Source organism: Cytobacillus citreus, assembly GCF_018343665.1.
Taxonomy (GTDB): domain Bacteria; phylum Bacillota; class Bacilli; order Bacillales; family Cytobacillaceae; genus Cytobacillus; species Cytobacillus citreus.
Genome location: NZ_JAGYPM010000002.1, coordinates 410,496 through 424,545, shown reverse-complemented (window position 1 = coordinate 424,545; position 14,050 = coordinate 410,496). Strand labels below are relative to the sequence as shown.

Below are 14,050 nucleotides of genomic sequence, written 5' to 3'. Positions count from 1 at the left end.
CAACTCCTATATAAAATTAAAAATGCTAATTATTACCCATTCTATTAATAATCCGTAATTTCCGCAAGAATCCCCACTCCACTTTGCAAAATTTTTTACTATCGTTGTTCTACCTTAAAAAAAATTCCGGGACGATTGTCCTTCACTCGTCCCACTTTCCTTCTATTATTCAGAGAATTCATGCATCACCAAGGCTATTAATTTAATTCCCTCAATAAAGTCTAATACATAGATACTTTCATTTGGAGCATGGTTTTTTGAATTGGCGTGGCCAACTCCGAACCTCCGGAAGGAATACTGAATTTTTGACAAAGCTTGTACAATGGGCGGTACCTGCTTGGGATCTTAAGACTTGCGGTTCTTTTTTATAAAGTGAAACTTCCATCAGTGGGGGTTTTTCGACGCACAGGACGTGCTAGTGCCGACGTTGTCACAGGACGTGGCGTTCTTAGTCGGCTTTCATCCCCCACTGATGGTTACGGGCCTTTACGGGCAGTTGATCCCCCACTTAGGTTTCTTTGATTCTCTCACAAACTTGAAGTGGGGGTCTTACTGCCCGTTAATCTGCGATAAAATTTAGTTGTGCTAGCTACTACCTTTTCAACAAATGGAACCTTTAGGTCCGTTACTGCGGCACGCTGTCCTTTTAATGGAATGATTTCGATGTCTTAAAATCCATGCTTATCCAAGTGCTTTCTTAGTAATGTAAGTATTTCTTCAGGATTTTGTTCTGAAACTAACCGAAAGTCCAGTTTTACTTTTGAAGTTGATGGTAAAACCGTTTTGGCTCCTTCATCTTTTGTATAGCCAGATTCAATGCCGCAGATTGTGCAAGTAGGCTGATAAATAAGCTTTTCTTTTAAAGTAAAGTTTTAATTTACAATTTATTCTAAAAGTGATATCATAATAATATAAGTTAGATATTGTAGGGAGTGAACAAGATGAAAGAAAAAAACGTCTTTCAGGTAAATGGTTTTATTGGTATTTTAGCAATAGTGGCTCTACTCGGACTTGGTGTATGGCTTTTAATTAATGAGGTATTTGCCGTTGCCATTCCTTTACTTGCTGTAGCCGTTCTTTTGGCTAGCGGAATTACGATTGTTCAGCCAAATAAGGCAGCTGTCGTTACTTTTTTTGGAAAATACTTAGGTTCTATTCGTAATAACGGACTATACTTGACTGTGCCGCTTTCCCTGCGACGAAATGTTTCACTTAGGGTTCGAAACTTTAATAGCAAGCGCTTGAAGGTAAATGATGTTGAAGGAAATCCCATTGAAATTGCAGCAGTGATTGTTTTTAAAGTAGTCGATTCAGCTAAAGCTGTGTTTGATGTAGACAATTATGAGGAATTTGTTGAAATTCAAAGTGAAACAGCTATTCGTCATGTGGCAACGAAATACCCTTATGACACATTTGAGGGTGCAGATCTTACATTAAGAGGGAATGCCGAGGAAGTTTCCAATGAATTAACAGCCGATTTACAGGCACGTCTAAATGTAGCTGGTGTTGAAGTGATTGAAGCCAGACTTACTCACCTTGCTTACTCAACTGAGATTGCTCAAGCGATGCTGCAGCGTCAACAAGCAACTGCCATCATCTCTGCCCGTCAAAAAATTGTTGAAGGTGCTGTTGGAATGGCAAAAATGGCCATTAAACAATTAGAAGCGGATAATACGATTGATTTAGATGATGAACGCAAAGTACAAATGGTTAATAATTTACTAGTGGCCATCGTCGCTGAAAAACCAGCCCAGCCTGTTATTAATACGGGGACGTTATATTAATGAGTGGGCTCTATGTCTAAGAAAAAAAGTTTTCCATTACGATTGGACCCTGAATTGTATGAGATTTTGCAAAAGTGGGCGGCTGATGATTTTCGAAGCGTAAACAGCCATATTGAGTTTCTCCTTCGTGACGCAGCTAAAAAGGCTGGCCGATTGAAAAAGTCGCAAGAGTAGAGAAAATGTAATAGTTTTCCTGCTTAGCAATATAGAACAAACCTATTAATCAAACGTTTGATTAATTGCCTTAACTGTAAAACACAAAGGGGCTGTCCAATTTCTCGGCTATTGGATGCCCCTTTTATAAGCTATATTTTTCGCTAGTCTATTAGGTTTCCATCTTCATCAAACTTTGACCATCCTTCATGAATACTCGGATAGTTCATTCCGCTTTCAACCGAACTCCCACCTATTAATTTTGTACTATTAAATACTAACAGTAAAACTTGGTTTGTTTTTCTATCAAAAGTATATTCGTATGTTAAATTTGGTTCGTCTTTAAATTTGTAATTAATTTCCCATCTACCTGTTTTAAAATCTAAATGTGAATCTTTGTCCAATATCTTCTTCTTATCAACATTTTGTGCTTCCATATAGGTATTAATTCTCTTTTCGGCAACTTTCTCATAATATGGAAAATTAATATACCATATAATACTTCCAACCATAAATATAAATAAAATTAAAATTATAAATCCGTTAATTTTCCTCCTACTCACTCACTACCAATCCTCTCGTTAAATTCCTAATATTGAAATATATGTAAATTCAAACTGAATATATCACAAAACACAATTACGTATACAAAAAGTTGATTAATTACAAAAAAACTTTTTACTAGTTTTAAAGATTCAGATCTAATATTAACGCACGAGCCATCGCATACATAACTTGCGTCTGTCCCATAACACCGCCACTTGGTACTCCTTTCGAAATATCCCCTTCCCCTCCCGTGATTTAAAGACATATTAAAGACATGTCAATTAAATCAATTCTGTTTTATGATTATATAGAAGATTCGGATAATAAAAGGAGACGAGAATAATGAAGCTAGAAAATGAAGGAGGTTCACCTGAGATTGCGGCAGAAAAAAGGAAAGGGAGTATTCTAAAGTATTCTGGTCCTGCATTTATTACTGCTGCTTTAATGTTAGGTCCTGGTAGTGTCACCCTTTCATCGAAAATCGGTGCGATATATGGCTCTGACCTTGTTTGGGCAATTTTTGCAGCGATTATTTTTATGATGTGCTACACAGAAATGAGTACACGGATTGGGCTTGCTGCTAATCAAAGCTTCATAAAGGTGATGCTGGATAAGTGGGGAAAAGCTGCATCAGTCTTAATAGGTGTAGGGGCATTTTTAGTTACTGCATCCTTCCAAGCAGGTAATTCAATTGGTACTGGGATTGCATTGAATACACTAACTGGTATTCATTCAACTGTTTGGATTGTCATCATGTCCGTCCTTGCCATTGCGCTATTATTTACTAAACAGTTTTATGCCATTTTAGAAAAGCTAATGCTCGGTCTTGTCTTGGTCATGCTAGGTGCATTTTTAGTTACTTTTATAGCTGTAAAACCATCCTTTTCAGATATTATTAGTGGATTTGTTCCAGTTATTCCTTCAGGCAGTATCGGTTTAGTCATTGCCTTATTTGCAACGAGTTTTTCGATTGTTGGTGCCGTCTATCAATCGTATTTAGTGCAAGAAAAGGGCTGGACAATTAAAGATGCAAAAAGCGGGGCTCGCGAATCCTATTTAGGAATTTTTATTTTAGGCTTTATTTCTTTCTTAATCATGATGGTAGCTGCAACTGTTTTAAAGCCCCAAGGACTTGTCGTGAACAATGCTTCGGAAATGGGGGCATCACTTGAACCACTATTTGGTTCATGGGCAATGGTTGTATTTATGATAGGGCTATTAGGAGCTTCTTACTCTTCACTCATTGGGAATGCAACGATTGGCGGATCGATGTTAGCAGATGGATTAGGGTTCGGAAGCAAGCTTTCGAATATGAAAGTAAAGTTTGCCATTGTAGGTGTGATCTTATTCGGATCCATTGTTGCTATTATATTTGGATCCGCACCTGTAAATTTAATTGTTTTCGCGCAAGCTGTGACGATTTTCATTGTTCCATTTATTGCGATTTGTATTTTGGTTGTTGCGAATGACGAAAAGATTATGGGGTCTTTGAAAAATAAATTAACAAGTAATCTTTTCGGGATATTAGGTTTGTTAGTCTTGCTCTTCTTAGCATTCAATAATTTTAAAAATATTTTTCTTTCTTAAACAATAAGGAGTTGTATCTCATGCAGAATGTACAGCAATTGGAAGAAATAATGACAAGGCCATCCAATGAATTGATAGAGGATATAAGAAAATTGGATGGTGATATTTTAATCGTTGGGGTTGGCGGAAAAATGGGGCCAACACTTGCAAAGAAAGCAAAGCGAGCGATTGATGAAGCTGGAATCAGCAAAAAAGTAGTGGGCGTTTCAAGGTTTTCTTCGGGCTCATTAAAAGAAGAATTAGAGGAAGCAGGCATTGAAACCATTACAGCGGATTTAATGGATGAAGAACAGCTTGCTGCTTTACCGAAGCTGCCCAATGTTATTTACATGGCTGGAAACAAATTCGGAACAGCTGGGAATGAGCATTACACTTGGGCGATGAATACGTATTTACCTGGAAGATTGGCTGAACATTTCAAAGGCTCTCGAATCGTAGCGTTCTCCACTGGAAATGTATACCCTTTAGTTCCTGTTCAAAAAGGCGGATGTGATGAATCACATCCTGTAGAGCCTGTTGGAGAGTACGGTCAATCCTCCTTAGGCCGCGAAAGGGTTTTAACATATTTTTCACATCGAGATCAGACCCCGCTTGCACTCTTTCGTTTAAATTATGCGATAGATATGAAATATGGTGTGCTCCTTGAAATTGCAAAGGCTGTCTATCATTCTACCTCTATTGATTTGTCGATGGGGCATGTAAATGTTATTTGGCAAGGTGATGCAAACGAATACGCTATCCGCTCCCTATTGATCGCAAGCAGCCCTCCAACCATCTTGAATGTCACCGGTCCTGAAACATTGTCTGTACGCTGGCTTGCAGAGCAATTTGGAAAAAGATTTGGGAAGAAGCCTGTTTTTGAAGGACAGGAACAGGCGACTGCCCTGCTGAATAATGCTGGAAAAGCGCATCAATTGTTTGGATATCCGAGCGTATCTATACATGAAATGATCGATTGGACATCGGGTTGGGTCATGAATGATGGCGAAACCATTAATAAACCGACTCATTTCCAAGAAAGGAAGGGGCAATTTTAATGGCGCTTACTCCTGAAAAATGGGAATTATTACATGATGGTGCATTCATCCCTGCACATCCATTAGCGTTAACCGAACAGAAGCAGTTAGATGAAGCATCCCAAAGAAGATTAACCCGTTATTACATTGAAGCAGGAGTAGATGGGATTGCGGTCGGCGTTCATACGACACAATTCGAAATTAGATATCCTAAATTCAACCTTTTTGAGGACGTATTGCGGATGGCCTCCGAGGAAGTGGACAAAGCGAATGTAAATCGTCCCTTCTTAAAAATTGCCGGTGTATGTGGTCCTACTAAGCAAGCAATCGGAGAAGCAAAGATAGCGAAGGATCTGGGCTATGACATGGTTTTGTTAAGCAATGGCGGTTTAAATCATTACTCAGAAACTGAATTACTTGAACGGACTAGATTCGTTGCTGAAATCATTCCGGTTTTTGGATTTTATTTGCAGCCTGCTGTTGGTGGCCGAGTTTTCACCTATCATTTTTGGAAGGAATTCGCCAATATTCAAAATGTATTGGCCGTTAAAATGGCACCGTTTAATCGCTATCAGACGCTTGATGTTGTAAGAGCCGTTTGCGAATCTGAACGAAAGGACGAAATTGCTCTTTATACAGGGAACGATGATAATATTGTCATTGATTTATTGACAGCATATGCATTCAATGTGAATGGTTATGAAGTAAAAAAGCAGATTGTTGGTGGCTTGCTTGGTCATTGGTCTGTTTGGACGAAGAATGCTGTTCAATTATTTAAAGCGATAAAAGAAGCAAGACAGGAAACCACCATCGATTTAAAATGGTTGACGATCGCACAGAAAGTAACAGATGCAAATGCAGCATTTTTTGACTCTGCCAACCAATTTAAAGGGAGCATCGCAGGAATTAATGAGGTTTTAAGAAGACATGGATTACTTCAAGGAAATTGGTGTTTAGCTGATCATGAAGTGATGAGCGAAGGGCAAAGCGAAGAAATCAGCCGCGTCGCAGCAGCATATCCAGAGCTGGGTGACGATGCGTTTATTAAAACCTTTTTATCGACAGAAGCTCATGTATAATGAATGTAGGAGGCACATTCTTTCGAGTGTGTCTTTTACGATATGTGGAAGGGAGTTGTTAGAATGGATGTACATATTAAAGTTGGGGTGATTGGTCCACTCTGGATGAAGGAATTACTCCAGAGATGCTTCAATCTATTTCCATCCATGACACCCATTTTCCGCTTGTCCGATCAATTAAGTGATGCAGTTGTTTTTACAAAAGATCTCCGCGAGCAGGTCGATTGTTTACTCTTTTCAGGAAAGGCCCCGTATTTAACTGCACGAATGGAGATACCTGCACACTTGCCCTCCTTCTACATTCCGCTAAAGGGTTCTGGTTTATATCGTGTCCTTTATTTACTTAATAAAAAACAGACCCTGTCACATATAAGTTTCGATGGGATTCAAGTACCTTATATTGAAATTGCTAGACAATCACTCCATGAATCTTTCACATATTCTCATTTTAATGAATTAGTACACGCAGAAAATGTAGATGAAGTAGTGGAATACCATAAAGCAATTATAGAAAACAATCCGAATAGCGCCGTCATAACAAGTTTAAAATTGATAAGTGAAAGATTAAGTGATCTTGGAATTATTAATAAATGGCTAAAGCCAACGGAAGAGGATATCATTGTCATTTTAGAACGGCTATTGCTTTCCACGACTCAACGAAAACAGAAAGAAACTCAAATTGTCTTCGGGAGAATCTCCGTAGATCATTCAACACTTATGAAAGACTTTACTACTGAAAAACAATTGCAAAAACGCATTCATGATATCTATAAATCCTTGCTAAATTTTGCAGAACAGTTTGATGCTTATTTAACTGCCCTAAATGATGCTGAATATTTATTTGTCACAAATCGAGGAACATTTGAAAGAATTACGGAAGGATACAAATCACTGCCATTATTGAACGACGTCAAAAAATCATTGAATATTAATCTATCAATTGGAATAGGGTTTGGGACAACAGCCTTTGAATCGGGAAAAAATGCTCGATTCGCACTTTACCAAGCACAGGATTATGGAGGGCAATGCGGCTTCATCGTTCGTGAAGATCGTAAAGTCTTTGGACCAATCGATCTTGTATCCCCCATTAAATACCCACTCTCTATTACCGATGCAAAGTTATTAAGTTTGGCTGAAAAATCAGGGATCAATGCAGTCCATTTAGAAAAGGCATTAGCCATGATTAAACGGAATGACCAGAATGAATTTACCGCTCAAGATGTAGCAAATATGCTAGGAATAACGGTAAGAAGTGCCCATCGAATCTTACAGGCATGGTTAGATGTGAAAATTGTCGAAGTGGTCGGAACAGAAAAACTAACTAGCAGAGGGAGACCACGTCAAGTTTTTTCAATGATTAACAATGAGGAGTTGTGAAGATGAGAATTGGTTTGATTGGCTTAGACACGTCTCATAGTGAAATTTTCACACGATTACTGAACGATCCAAAAGATCTGCATTATGTAGCTGGTGCTACAATCACACACGCCCTCCCTGTCTTTTCAGAAGATTTGCCGATTAGTAAGGACCGATTCCAGCACTATAAGGAGATCGTTGAAAATAAATACAAGGTAAAGATTGTTGAAGATGTAGAAATGTTTATGCACAATGTAGATGCCGTTCTACTAGCAACAGTCGATGGAAGGAATCATCTGTCTTGGCTAAAGAACATTATTCATCACCAAAAGCCGATTTTTATCGATAAACCAATTGTCATGAGTAGTGCTGAAATGGAGAACGTGATGGACCTTTCTGCAAAGCATCGAACACCAATCATGAGTTCTTCTTCATTGCGATATGCCGAATCTATTAAAAATATCAATGCTCGAGATTTTGTGAGCGGCTATATATACGGGCCATTGCCGCAACAGGATGCAATGCCAGGATATTTTTGGTATGGGATTCACTTGATTGAAATGATCGTTGCCCTGTTCGGAACGGATATTAGTACGATTCAAAAGGAGAAATATGCGGGAAAATATGAAATGTTGAAGTTGTCATTTTCTGATGGCCGTCAAGTAATGGTGCGAGGAGATTATGAATGGCATGACCGATTTGGCGGAGTGATTCATTATCATAACCGCGTGGAAACCTTCCAGCTTTGGAAGGATGAAAGGCCCTATTATGCGAATTTATTGGTTGAGATTGTGAATTTTTTCGAAACCTGCTTATCACCTGTATCCCTCGAGGAAACTGCAGCGATTATAAAACTGATTGAACAGATCAATGGGTTGGATGAATTTGGTGTTTGATGAATATCGTCTTCATTGAGAAAAGCCAACGTTCATATATAGAAGGCATTCATTTTAGTGGGGATACGATTTATAAAGAAATCACCAAACCGGTCACGAAAAGGCGTTAATCGTGACCGAATAGATCAAATAAGAACCAAACCGGTCACGAAAAAGAAGTAATCGTGACCGAATTTTTATAAAGGCAATTAATAAAAAGAAGCACAACAGTCTAACCATTGCACTTCTAAACTCTATTAATATTTAAATTTAAACAGCAGATTTAACAGCTGAAATAATGCCCCTATTAGATAATTCCATCTTTGTTTGTTCATCTGCAGGTAGATATCCTTTTTCTAGTAGATCTTTGATATAAATTCTATTATAAACAAATGAAAATATAATGCCTGGTATCCATGCTCCAAAACCAAATGTAAAAGCACCTACTGCTGCAGCTGTTATGAACATAATCGCAGCCCACTTTAAATCCCCTCTAATAAGTGCTGGGAATCTTAAGTACCAAGAACGGTTCTAAACTACGAACACACATATCAATCAAACGTTTGATCAATATGTTTCAGTACCGACAACCCTTTTGGTATCATCAATATATTAATAGTTTCCTTCCTACTTAACTTAAAGACTTCCATCCCCAATTTTACAAAATATCTATCCAAATATTCACTGCTGTTGCAAGTATGATGAATGCCAATATAAATTGTAATACCTTTGTATTTACCTTTTTTCCAGCGTTTGCTCCTAAAGGTGAAGCAATTAAACTAGCCACAATCATAATGAATGCTGGAAAATAGTCCACTTGTCCTGTTGTAATCTTACCTACTGTTGCTCCAATTGATGAAATAAATGTAATGGCTAACGAAGAAGCAATGGTCATTCGTGTTGGAATCTTTAATACGACCAGCATAATTGGCACTAATATGAATGCACCAGCTGCACCTACAATCCCAGACCCGATTCCTACGATTAATGCAAGTGAAGAAGCCAGCCATTTATTAAATGTCACCTGATCCAGTGGAATATCATCTATTCCTTTTTTAGGAATAAACATCATAATTGCAGCAATTAACGCTAGAATTCCGTAGACGAAATTGATTCCCTCCTCAGGCATTAGCTTAGAACCATATCCACCAATAAAACTGCCAATTAATATACTAGCGCCCATATAAGCAATTAGTTTTTTGTTTAAGTAGCCACCTTTACGGTAAGCCCAGACACCGCCAATGGTCGCAAATAATACTTGAACAGCACTTATTCCAGAGACTTCATGGGCACTAAAAGCGGCAAAACCAAATAAAGGAGGAATATATAATAGCATGGGATATTTAATGATTGATCCGCCAATCCCTAACATTCCAGAAATATATGAGCCTATGAAACCGATTAAGAAGATGATAATAATAAATGAAAAATCCATCTGTGCCTCCTAGTGTTGTAGGTTAGATATTCCTTTTGAATGGATTTACAATGAATAAAGCCCATGTCGTATATTTGAACGAAGATGGGCTGTCTAATTTTTGGTTGTTCCTCCGTTTTCTTGTATTGCTCCTTAGGAAACTGTCTTTGCCAATCTTAGCAGTATAACCAACAATTTGATTATAAGCTTTGTAAGTGCCTTCCTTTTTAGTTTCTTATCATAAACATTCATATTGATAGCCTGACTAAGCTGTTCTATTTGCTGACGGTACGCTGGCAATTGTATGTACATAACTCTTCGCCTTGTTTAAGTCAAATTGCCCTTCCCACTTTGCCAATACAATTGTTGCTACTGCATTACCCATGACATTCACAGCCGTACGTCCCATATCAATAATACGATCAACACCGGCAATAAAGGCAATTCCCTCTAATGGCAATCCTACTGAACCCAGTGTTGCCAGTAATACGGAGAAATTGGCACCAGGCACCCCTGCTAACCCTTTAGTTGTGAACATTAAAACAACAAGAACCATAATTTGTTGACTTATTGACATATCAATATTGTACATTTGTGCAATAAAAAGGACAGCAAGTGATTGGTATAAAGCTCCTCCATCCAAGTTAAAGGAGTAACCTACCGGAATAACGAAAGAAGTAACCTCTTTTTTACATCCGAACTTCTCCATTTTCTCCATCAAACGTGGTAAAACGGTTTCTGAACTTGCTGTAGAAAAAGCTAAAATAAGCTCATCCTTTAACACTTTTATCAATGTGATAAGATTTGTTCCTGACATCTTCAATAAAATACCAAAAACAACTACAACAAACAGGATCATTATAGCGTAGGCCGTTAAGATTAGTTTTCCAAGTGGAATTAAAGAGGTTAACCCAAACTTAGAAACGGTGACACCAATAAGAGCAAATACACCAAAAGGAGCGAATTTCATAATTTGATTCGTAACCCAAAACATAGTGTCAGCAACGCCTTGAAAGAATCGAAGAACAGGTTCTCCTTTTTCCCCTATTGAAGCAATTCCGAGACCAAACAGAATAGAAAAGAAAATAATAGCAAGCATGTCACCACGAGCGAGTGCATCGATAATATTTGTTGGGACAATATTGACAATAATGCTTACAATACCGCCTTTATTTTCTAATTCCGCTGCATTATCCATATGCTTACTCACGTCAGCTTGGTTTAACTCATGAACATCTAAACCTGCACCAGGTTGTACAATATTAGCGGCTAATAGACCGAGCATTAGGGCAATTGTTGTCACAATTTCAAAATAAAGAATGGATTTCCCGCCTAATCTGCCAAACTTCTTCATATCACCGATCCCTGCTATCCCAATAATTAATGTTGAAATAACAATCGGCACAATAATCATTTTGATTAAACGAATAAATATATCACCAATCGGCTGCAAAAATTTTACAACTTCTGGGCTACCGTAAAAAATAGCACCAACGATAATACCTAGGATCAGCCCGATAAATATTTGCATTGCCAAACCAATTCGTTTCATTCATTTTCCTCCCTTCATTATTTAAGCGCTTTCAATTAATTGTCTAAAACCAATCTAATTGTGCTGGAAGCCCTCCTTTATCCTGTTTAAATTTTCAGTATATTCCAATTTAATCACAATTAAAAAATAATTCCAACTATTTTTTAATTACAAAAAAATTTGATTAATTAAAAAAATATTGTAAAATATAAATAGAGATGCATTATTTTTTAAAAAGGAGGAGGCTTTTCTTGAAATATAATTTTGATCAAGTGATTAATCGCAGGCAAACTGCAAGTAAAAAATGGGATACTCTTCAAGAACATTTCGGAACGGACTCCATTACTCCGATGTGGGTTGCAGACATGGACTTTTTATCACCTGCACCTGTTATTGAAGCGTTGAGGGAACGAGCAGATCAAGGTGTTTTTGGTTATTCAATCAGAACAGATTCGTATTTAACCTCGATTGTAGACTGGTTTAAGAGGCGGTATAAATGGTCAATCGAAAAAGAATGGATTTCCCACAGTCCGGGAATAGTTCCCGCACTATCTTTAATTATCCATTCCTTTACACAGCCTGGTGATAAAGTAATTGTTCAATCCCCTGTTCATCATGCCTTTTATCGCGTTCTCAAGTTACAAGGACGAGAGGTAGTTGAAAATCCATTAAGATTAGAAAACGGTCGCTATACAATGGATTTTGATGATCTAGAAGCAAAACTTGATTCTACCGTTAAAATGATTTTTCTTTGTAATCCTCATAATCCAGTAGGAAGGGTTTGGAACAAAGAAGAATTAACAAAGCTGGGCGAAATTTGCATGAAACATAACATCCTTGTCGTATCGGACGAAATTCATTGTGATTTAGTTTTTAAACCACATACTTATGTTCCATTTGCATCTATTTCTGAGGAATTTGCCAATCATTCCATAACATGCATTGCACCGAGCAAAACTTTCAATCTAGTAGGATTGCAAACATCAGGAATTATTATTCAGAATGCAGATATCCGCACAAAGTTTGAAGGTGCCGTGAATGCCTTCTCCCTTGCAACCCCAAACTATTTTGGAATTGTGGCATTAGAGAGTGCTTATAGACATGGTGAAGACTGGCTTAACCAATTGCTTGATTACTTGCAAGGTAATCTACAGTTATTAACGGAATTCTTCCATGAACATTTACCGGAAATTAAAGTGATTCAGCCAGAGGGTACATATCTTGCGTGGCTAGATTTCAGAGATTTTAATCTTGATAGAGAAGAGCTTAATCAATTGGTTCTTGAAGAAGCACATATAGGATTTGACGATGGGCCGATCTTCGGAAGCGGTGGGGAAGGGTTTATGCGTATGAATTTTGCTTGTCCTCGTTCCGTTTTAGAAAAAAGTCTACAACAACTAAAACAAGCATTTACATTATTGGAAAAAGTTTAATGCACAAGCGGTACAAGAAATAGGAACTTAGGCTTTTCTAGGGGGGTAAGAATGGAGGCGTGTCATCAAACTATCTTTGACTTTGCGAAAAGGACAGCAGACATGCTTGTGAAAATGTTTGGTAACCGCTGTGAAGTGGCTGTACATGATTTTAGCAATCTGGAGAATTCCCTTATTCATAGTGCTGGAAATGTTACAAATCAGGATATTGGTTCTCCTATTACAAATTTAGTATTAGAAGAACTAAGAAAAACCCCTTCTGAAATTAAAGATATTCCGAATTATAAAACGCACACTAAAACAGGGAATATAATGAAATCCTCTACTGTTTTTTTACGTGATGAAAAAGGAAATGTTATCGGGGCGTTATGTATGAATTATGACATAAGCTTGCTAATGAACATGGATGAAATGTTACAAGACTTCATTTCATTTGATGAACATCAACCGAAGTCGGAAAGTTTCTTCACGTCTATCCACAATGTCATTCAAGGAATGGTTGATCAAGTACTTCACGCATTTAAAAAATTATTGAGTTTAGAAGAAAAAATTGAATTTGTTAGACAATTAGAGGATAGAGGCACATTCCTAATTAAAGGTTCAACTGATTACGTTGCTACTGTACTCGGTGTTTCTAAATTCACAATCTATAATTATTTACAAAAAATCCGCACACAGAATGAATATTTTATCCCGCATTAACGGGCAGTAATACTCCCACCTCAAAATTCAGCGAAAGCAAAAAAGTTAGGTGGGAGATAAACTGCCCGTAAAAGCCCGATTGGTTCAACTAATAATCAGTGGGGGATGAAGAAAACCCCCACTGATTAAAGTTTCACTTTATTGAAAAGGAAGTTGATCATAATGGAAATGATTTATACCGAAACAGCACCCAAGGCAATTGGTCCATATTCACAAGCAATGAAAGTAAATGATTTTCTATTCCTATCTGGACAAATTCCCGTCAATCCGGTTACTAACGAAGTTGTCGAACATGATATTATTCAACAAACAAACCAAGTAATGAAAAATATTAAAGCCATTTTAGAAAGTGAAGGATTAACACTCGAAAATATTATAAAAACAACCATTTTTATTAAAGATATGAGTCAATTCCCAATCATTAACGAGGAGTATAGCAAATACTTTAATGAACATAAACCTGCGCGCTCAACAGTCGAAGTTAGCGCATTGCCCAAAAACGTACTGATTGAAATTGAAGCTATTGCTTATATGGGGCAGTAAATGGGTTGGTGTCATAGACCGCAATAGAAAT

General features: G+C 37.5%; 15 protein-coding genes. 10 read left to right on the top strand and 5 right to left on the bottom strand.

What is annotated here, in order from left to right:
* Window positions 1–668 precede the first annotated feature (668 nt).
* On the bottom strand, window positions 669–848 hold the full coding sequence (locus tag KHA94_RS08225; RefSeq protein ID WP_213102249.1) for a peptidase dimerization domain-containing protein: 180 nt from the start codon (window positions 846–848) through the stop codon (window positions 669–671).
* A gap of 93 nt (window positions 849–941) precedes the next feature.
* Between KHA94_RS08225 and KHA94_RS08220 the strand changes: the two genes are divergently transcribed.
* Together KHA94_RS08220 and KHA94_RS08215 are read left to right on the top strand one after the other, a co-directional pair.
* The gene (locus KHA94_RS08220; protein WP_213101656.1) at window positions 942–1,784 is read left to right on the top strand and encodes an SPFH domain-containing protein; all 843 of its coding nucleotides are present in this window, start codon (window positions 942–944) and stop codon (window positions 1,782–1,784) included.
* A gap of 12 nt (window positions 1,785–1,796) precedes the next feature.
* A complete protein-coding gene (locus tag KHA94_RS08215) occupies window positions 1,797–1,958 on the top strand; it encodes a type II toxin-antitoxin system antitoxin (protein ID WP_075209255.1) in 162 nt (53 codons plus the stop codon).
* Window positions 1,959–2,101: 143 nt separating this feature from the next.
* On the opposite strand, the gene KHA94_RS08210 is transcribed toward KHA94_RS08215, so the two are convergent.
* A complete protein-coding gene (locus KHA94_RS08210; RefSeq protein WP_213101655.1) occupies window positions 2,102–2,500 on the bottom strand; it encodes a DUF3139 domain-containing protein in 399 nt (132 codons plus the stop codon).
* A gap of 325 nt (window positions 2,501–2,825) precedes the next feature.
* On the opposite strand from KHA94_RS08210, the gene KHA94_RS08205 reads away from it, so the two are divergent.
* The 5 genes from KHA94_RS08205 (at window position 2,826) to KHA94_RS08185 (ending at window position 8,417) form a co-directional block, all read left to right on the top strand.
* Complete coding sequence (locus KHA94_RS08205; protein ID WP_213101654.1) at window positions 2,826–4,070, top strand: Nramp family divalent metal transporter; 1,245 nt, start codon at window positions 2,826–2,828, stop codon at window positions 4,068–4,070.
* Window positions 4,071–4,090: 20 nt separating this feature from the next.
* On the top strand, window positions 4,091–5,107 hold the full coding sequence (locus tag KHA94_RS08200) for an NAD-dependent epimerase/dehydratase family protein (protein WP_213101653.1): 1,017 nt from the start codon (window positions 4,091–4,093) through the stop codon (window positions 5,105–5,107).
* Window positions 5,107–6,165 carry a dihydrodipicolinate synthase family protein gene (locus tag KHA94_RS08195; RefSeq protein WP_213101652.1) on the top strand — a complete coding sequence of 353 codons (1,059 nt, stop codon included), beginning with the start codon at window positions 5,107–5,109 and terminating at the stop codon, window positions 6,163–6,165. The genes KHA94_RS08200 and KHA94_RS08195 overlap by 1 nt, the downstream gene beginning before the upstream one ends.
* Before the next feature lie 63 nt (window positions 6,166–6,228).
* Entirely contained in the window at window positions 6,229–7,542 is a 1,314-nt protein-coding gene (locus tag KHA94_RS08190; RefSeq protein ID WP_213101651.1) for a GGDEF domain-containing protein, read from the top strand.
* Window positions 7,543–7,544: 2 nt separating this feature from the next.
* Entirely contained in the window at window positions 7,545–8,417 is an 873-nt protein-coding gene (locus tag KHA94_RS08185) for a Gfo/Idh/MocA family oxidoreductase (protein ID WP_213101650.1), read from the top strand.
* A 249-nt stretch (window positions 8,418–8,666) separates the two neighbouring features.
* Here KHA94_RS08185 and KHA94_RS08180 read toward each other — a convergent pair whose 3' ends face one another.
* The 3 genes from KHA94_RS08180 to KHA94_RS08170 all read right to left on the bottom strand — a co-directional run bounded on the left by KHA94_RS08180 (window position 8,667) and on the right by KHA94_RS08170 (window position 11,362).
* Window positions 8,667–8,864, bottom strand: a complete 198-nt coding sequence (locus tag KHA94_RS08180; RefSeq protein WP_249365402.1) for a hypothetical protein — start codon at window positions 8,862–8,864, stop codon at window positions 8,667–8,669.
* A gap of 190 nt (window positions 8,865–9,054) precedes the next feature.
* Complete coding sequence (locus KHA94_RS08175; protein ID WP_213101649.1) at window positions 9,055–9,831, bottom strand: sulfite exporter TauE/SafE family protein; 777 nt, start codon at window positions 9,829–9,831, stop codon at window positions 9,055–9,057.
* Window positions 9,832–10,075: 244 nt separating this feature from the next.
* On the bottom strand, window positions 10,076–11,362 hold the full coding sequence (locus KHA94_RS08170) for a cation:dicarboxylate symporter family transporter (RefSeq protein WP_213101648.1): 1,287 nt from the start codon (window positions 11,360–11,362) through the stop codon (window positions 10,076–10,078).
* A gap of 230 nt (window positions 11,363–11,592) precedes the next feature.
* Here KHA94_RS08170 and KHA94_RS08165 point away from each other — a divergent pair, with 230 nt between their 5' ends.
* The 3 genes from KHA94_RS08165 to KHA94_RS08155 all read left to right on the top strand — a co-directional run bounded on the left by KHA94_RS08165 (window position 11,593) and on the right by KHA94_RS08155 (window position 14,019).
* Entirely contained in the window at window positions 11,593–12,774 is a 1,182-nt protein-coding gene (locus tag KHA94_RS08165; RefSeq protein WP_213101647.1) for a MalY/PatB family protein, read from the top strand.
* Window positions 12,775–12,825: 51 nt separating this feature from the next.
* Entirely contained in the window at window positions 12,826–13,476 is a 651-nt protein-coding gene (locus tag KHA94_RS08160; RefSeq protein WP_213101646.1) for a helix-turn-helix transcriptional regulator, read from the top strand.
* Window positions 13,477–13,638: 162 nt separating this feature from the next.
* Window positions 13,639–14,019 (top strand): RidA family protein, encoded by a 381-nt coding sequence (locus KHA94_RS08155; protein WP_249365401.1) that lies wholly within the window; start codon window positions 13,639–13,641, stop codon window positions 14,017–14,019.
* Window positions 14,020–14,050 lie beyond the last annotated feature (31 nt).

Coding starts and splice junctions, on each gene's coding strand:
- KHA94_RS08160 (WP_213101646.1), top strand. CDS start 12,826: ATGGAGGCGTGTCATCAAACTATCTTTGACTTTGCGAAAAGGACAGCA.
- KHA94_RS08220 (WP_213101656.1), top strand. CDS start 942: ATGAAAGAAAAAAACGTCTTTCAGGTAAATGGTTTTATTGGTATTTTA.
- KHA94_RS08180 (WP_249365402.1), bottom strand. CDS start 8,864: ATGTTCATAACAGCTGCAGCAGTAGGTGCTTTTACATTTGGTTTTGGA.
- KHA94_RS08170 (WP_213101648.1), bottom strand. CDS start 11,362: ATGAAACGAATTGGTTTGGCAATGCAAATATTTATCGGGCTGATCCTA.
- KHA94_RS08205 (WP_213101654.1), top strand. CDS start 2,826: ATGAAGCTAGAAAATGAAGGAGGTTCACCTGAGATTGCGGCAGAAAAA.
- KHA94_RS08175 (WP_213101649.1), bottom strand. CDS start 9,831: ATGGATTTTTCATTTATTATTATCATCTTCTTAATCGGTTTCATAGGC.
- KHA94_RS08190 (WP_213101651.1), top strand. CDS start 6,229: ATGGATGTACATATTAAAGTTGGGGTGATTGGTCCACTCTGGATGAAG.
- KHA94_RS08155 (WP_249365401.1), top strand. CDS start 13,639: ATGGAAATGATTTATACCGAAACAGCACCCAAGGCAATTGGTCCATAT.
- KHA94_RS08185 (WP_213101650.1), top strand. CDS start 7,545: ATGAGAATTGGTTTGATTGGCTTAGACACGTCTCATAGTGAAATTTTC.
- KHA94_RS08195 (WP_213101652.1), top strand. CDS start 5,107: ATGGCGCTTACTCCTGAAAAATGGGAATTATTACATGATGGTGCATTC.
- KHA94_RS08215 (WP_075209255.1), top strand. CDS start 1,797: ATGTCTAAGAAAAAAAGTTTTCCATTACGATTGGACCCTGAATTGTAT.
- KHA94_RS08200 (WP_213101653.1), top strand. CDS start 4,091: ATGCAGAATGTACAGCAATTGGAAGAAATAATGACAAGGCCATCCAAT.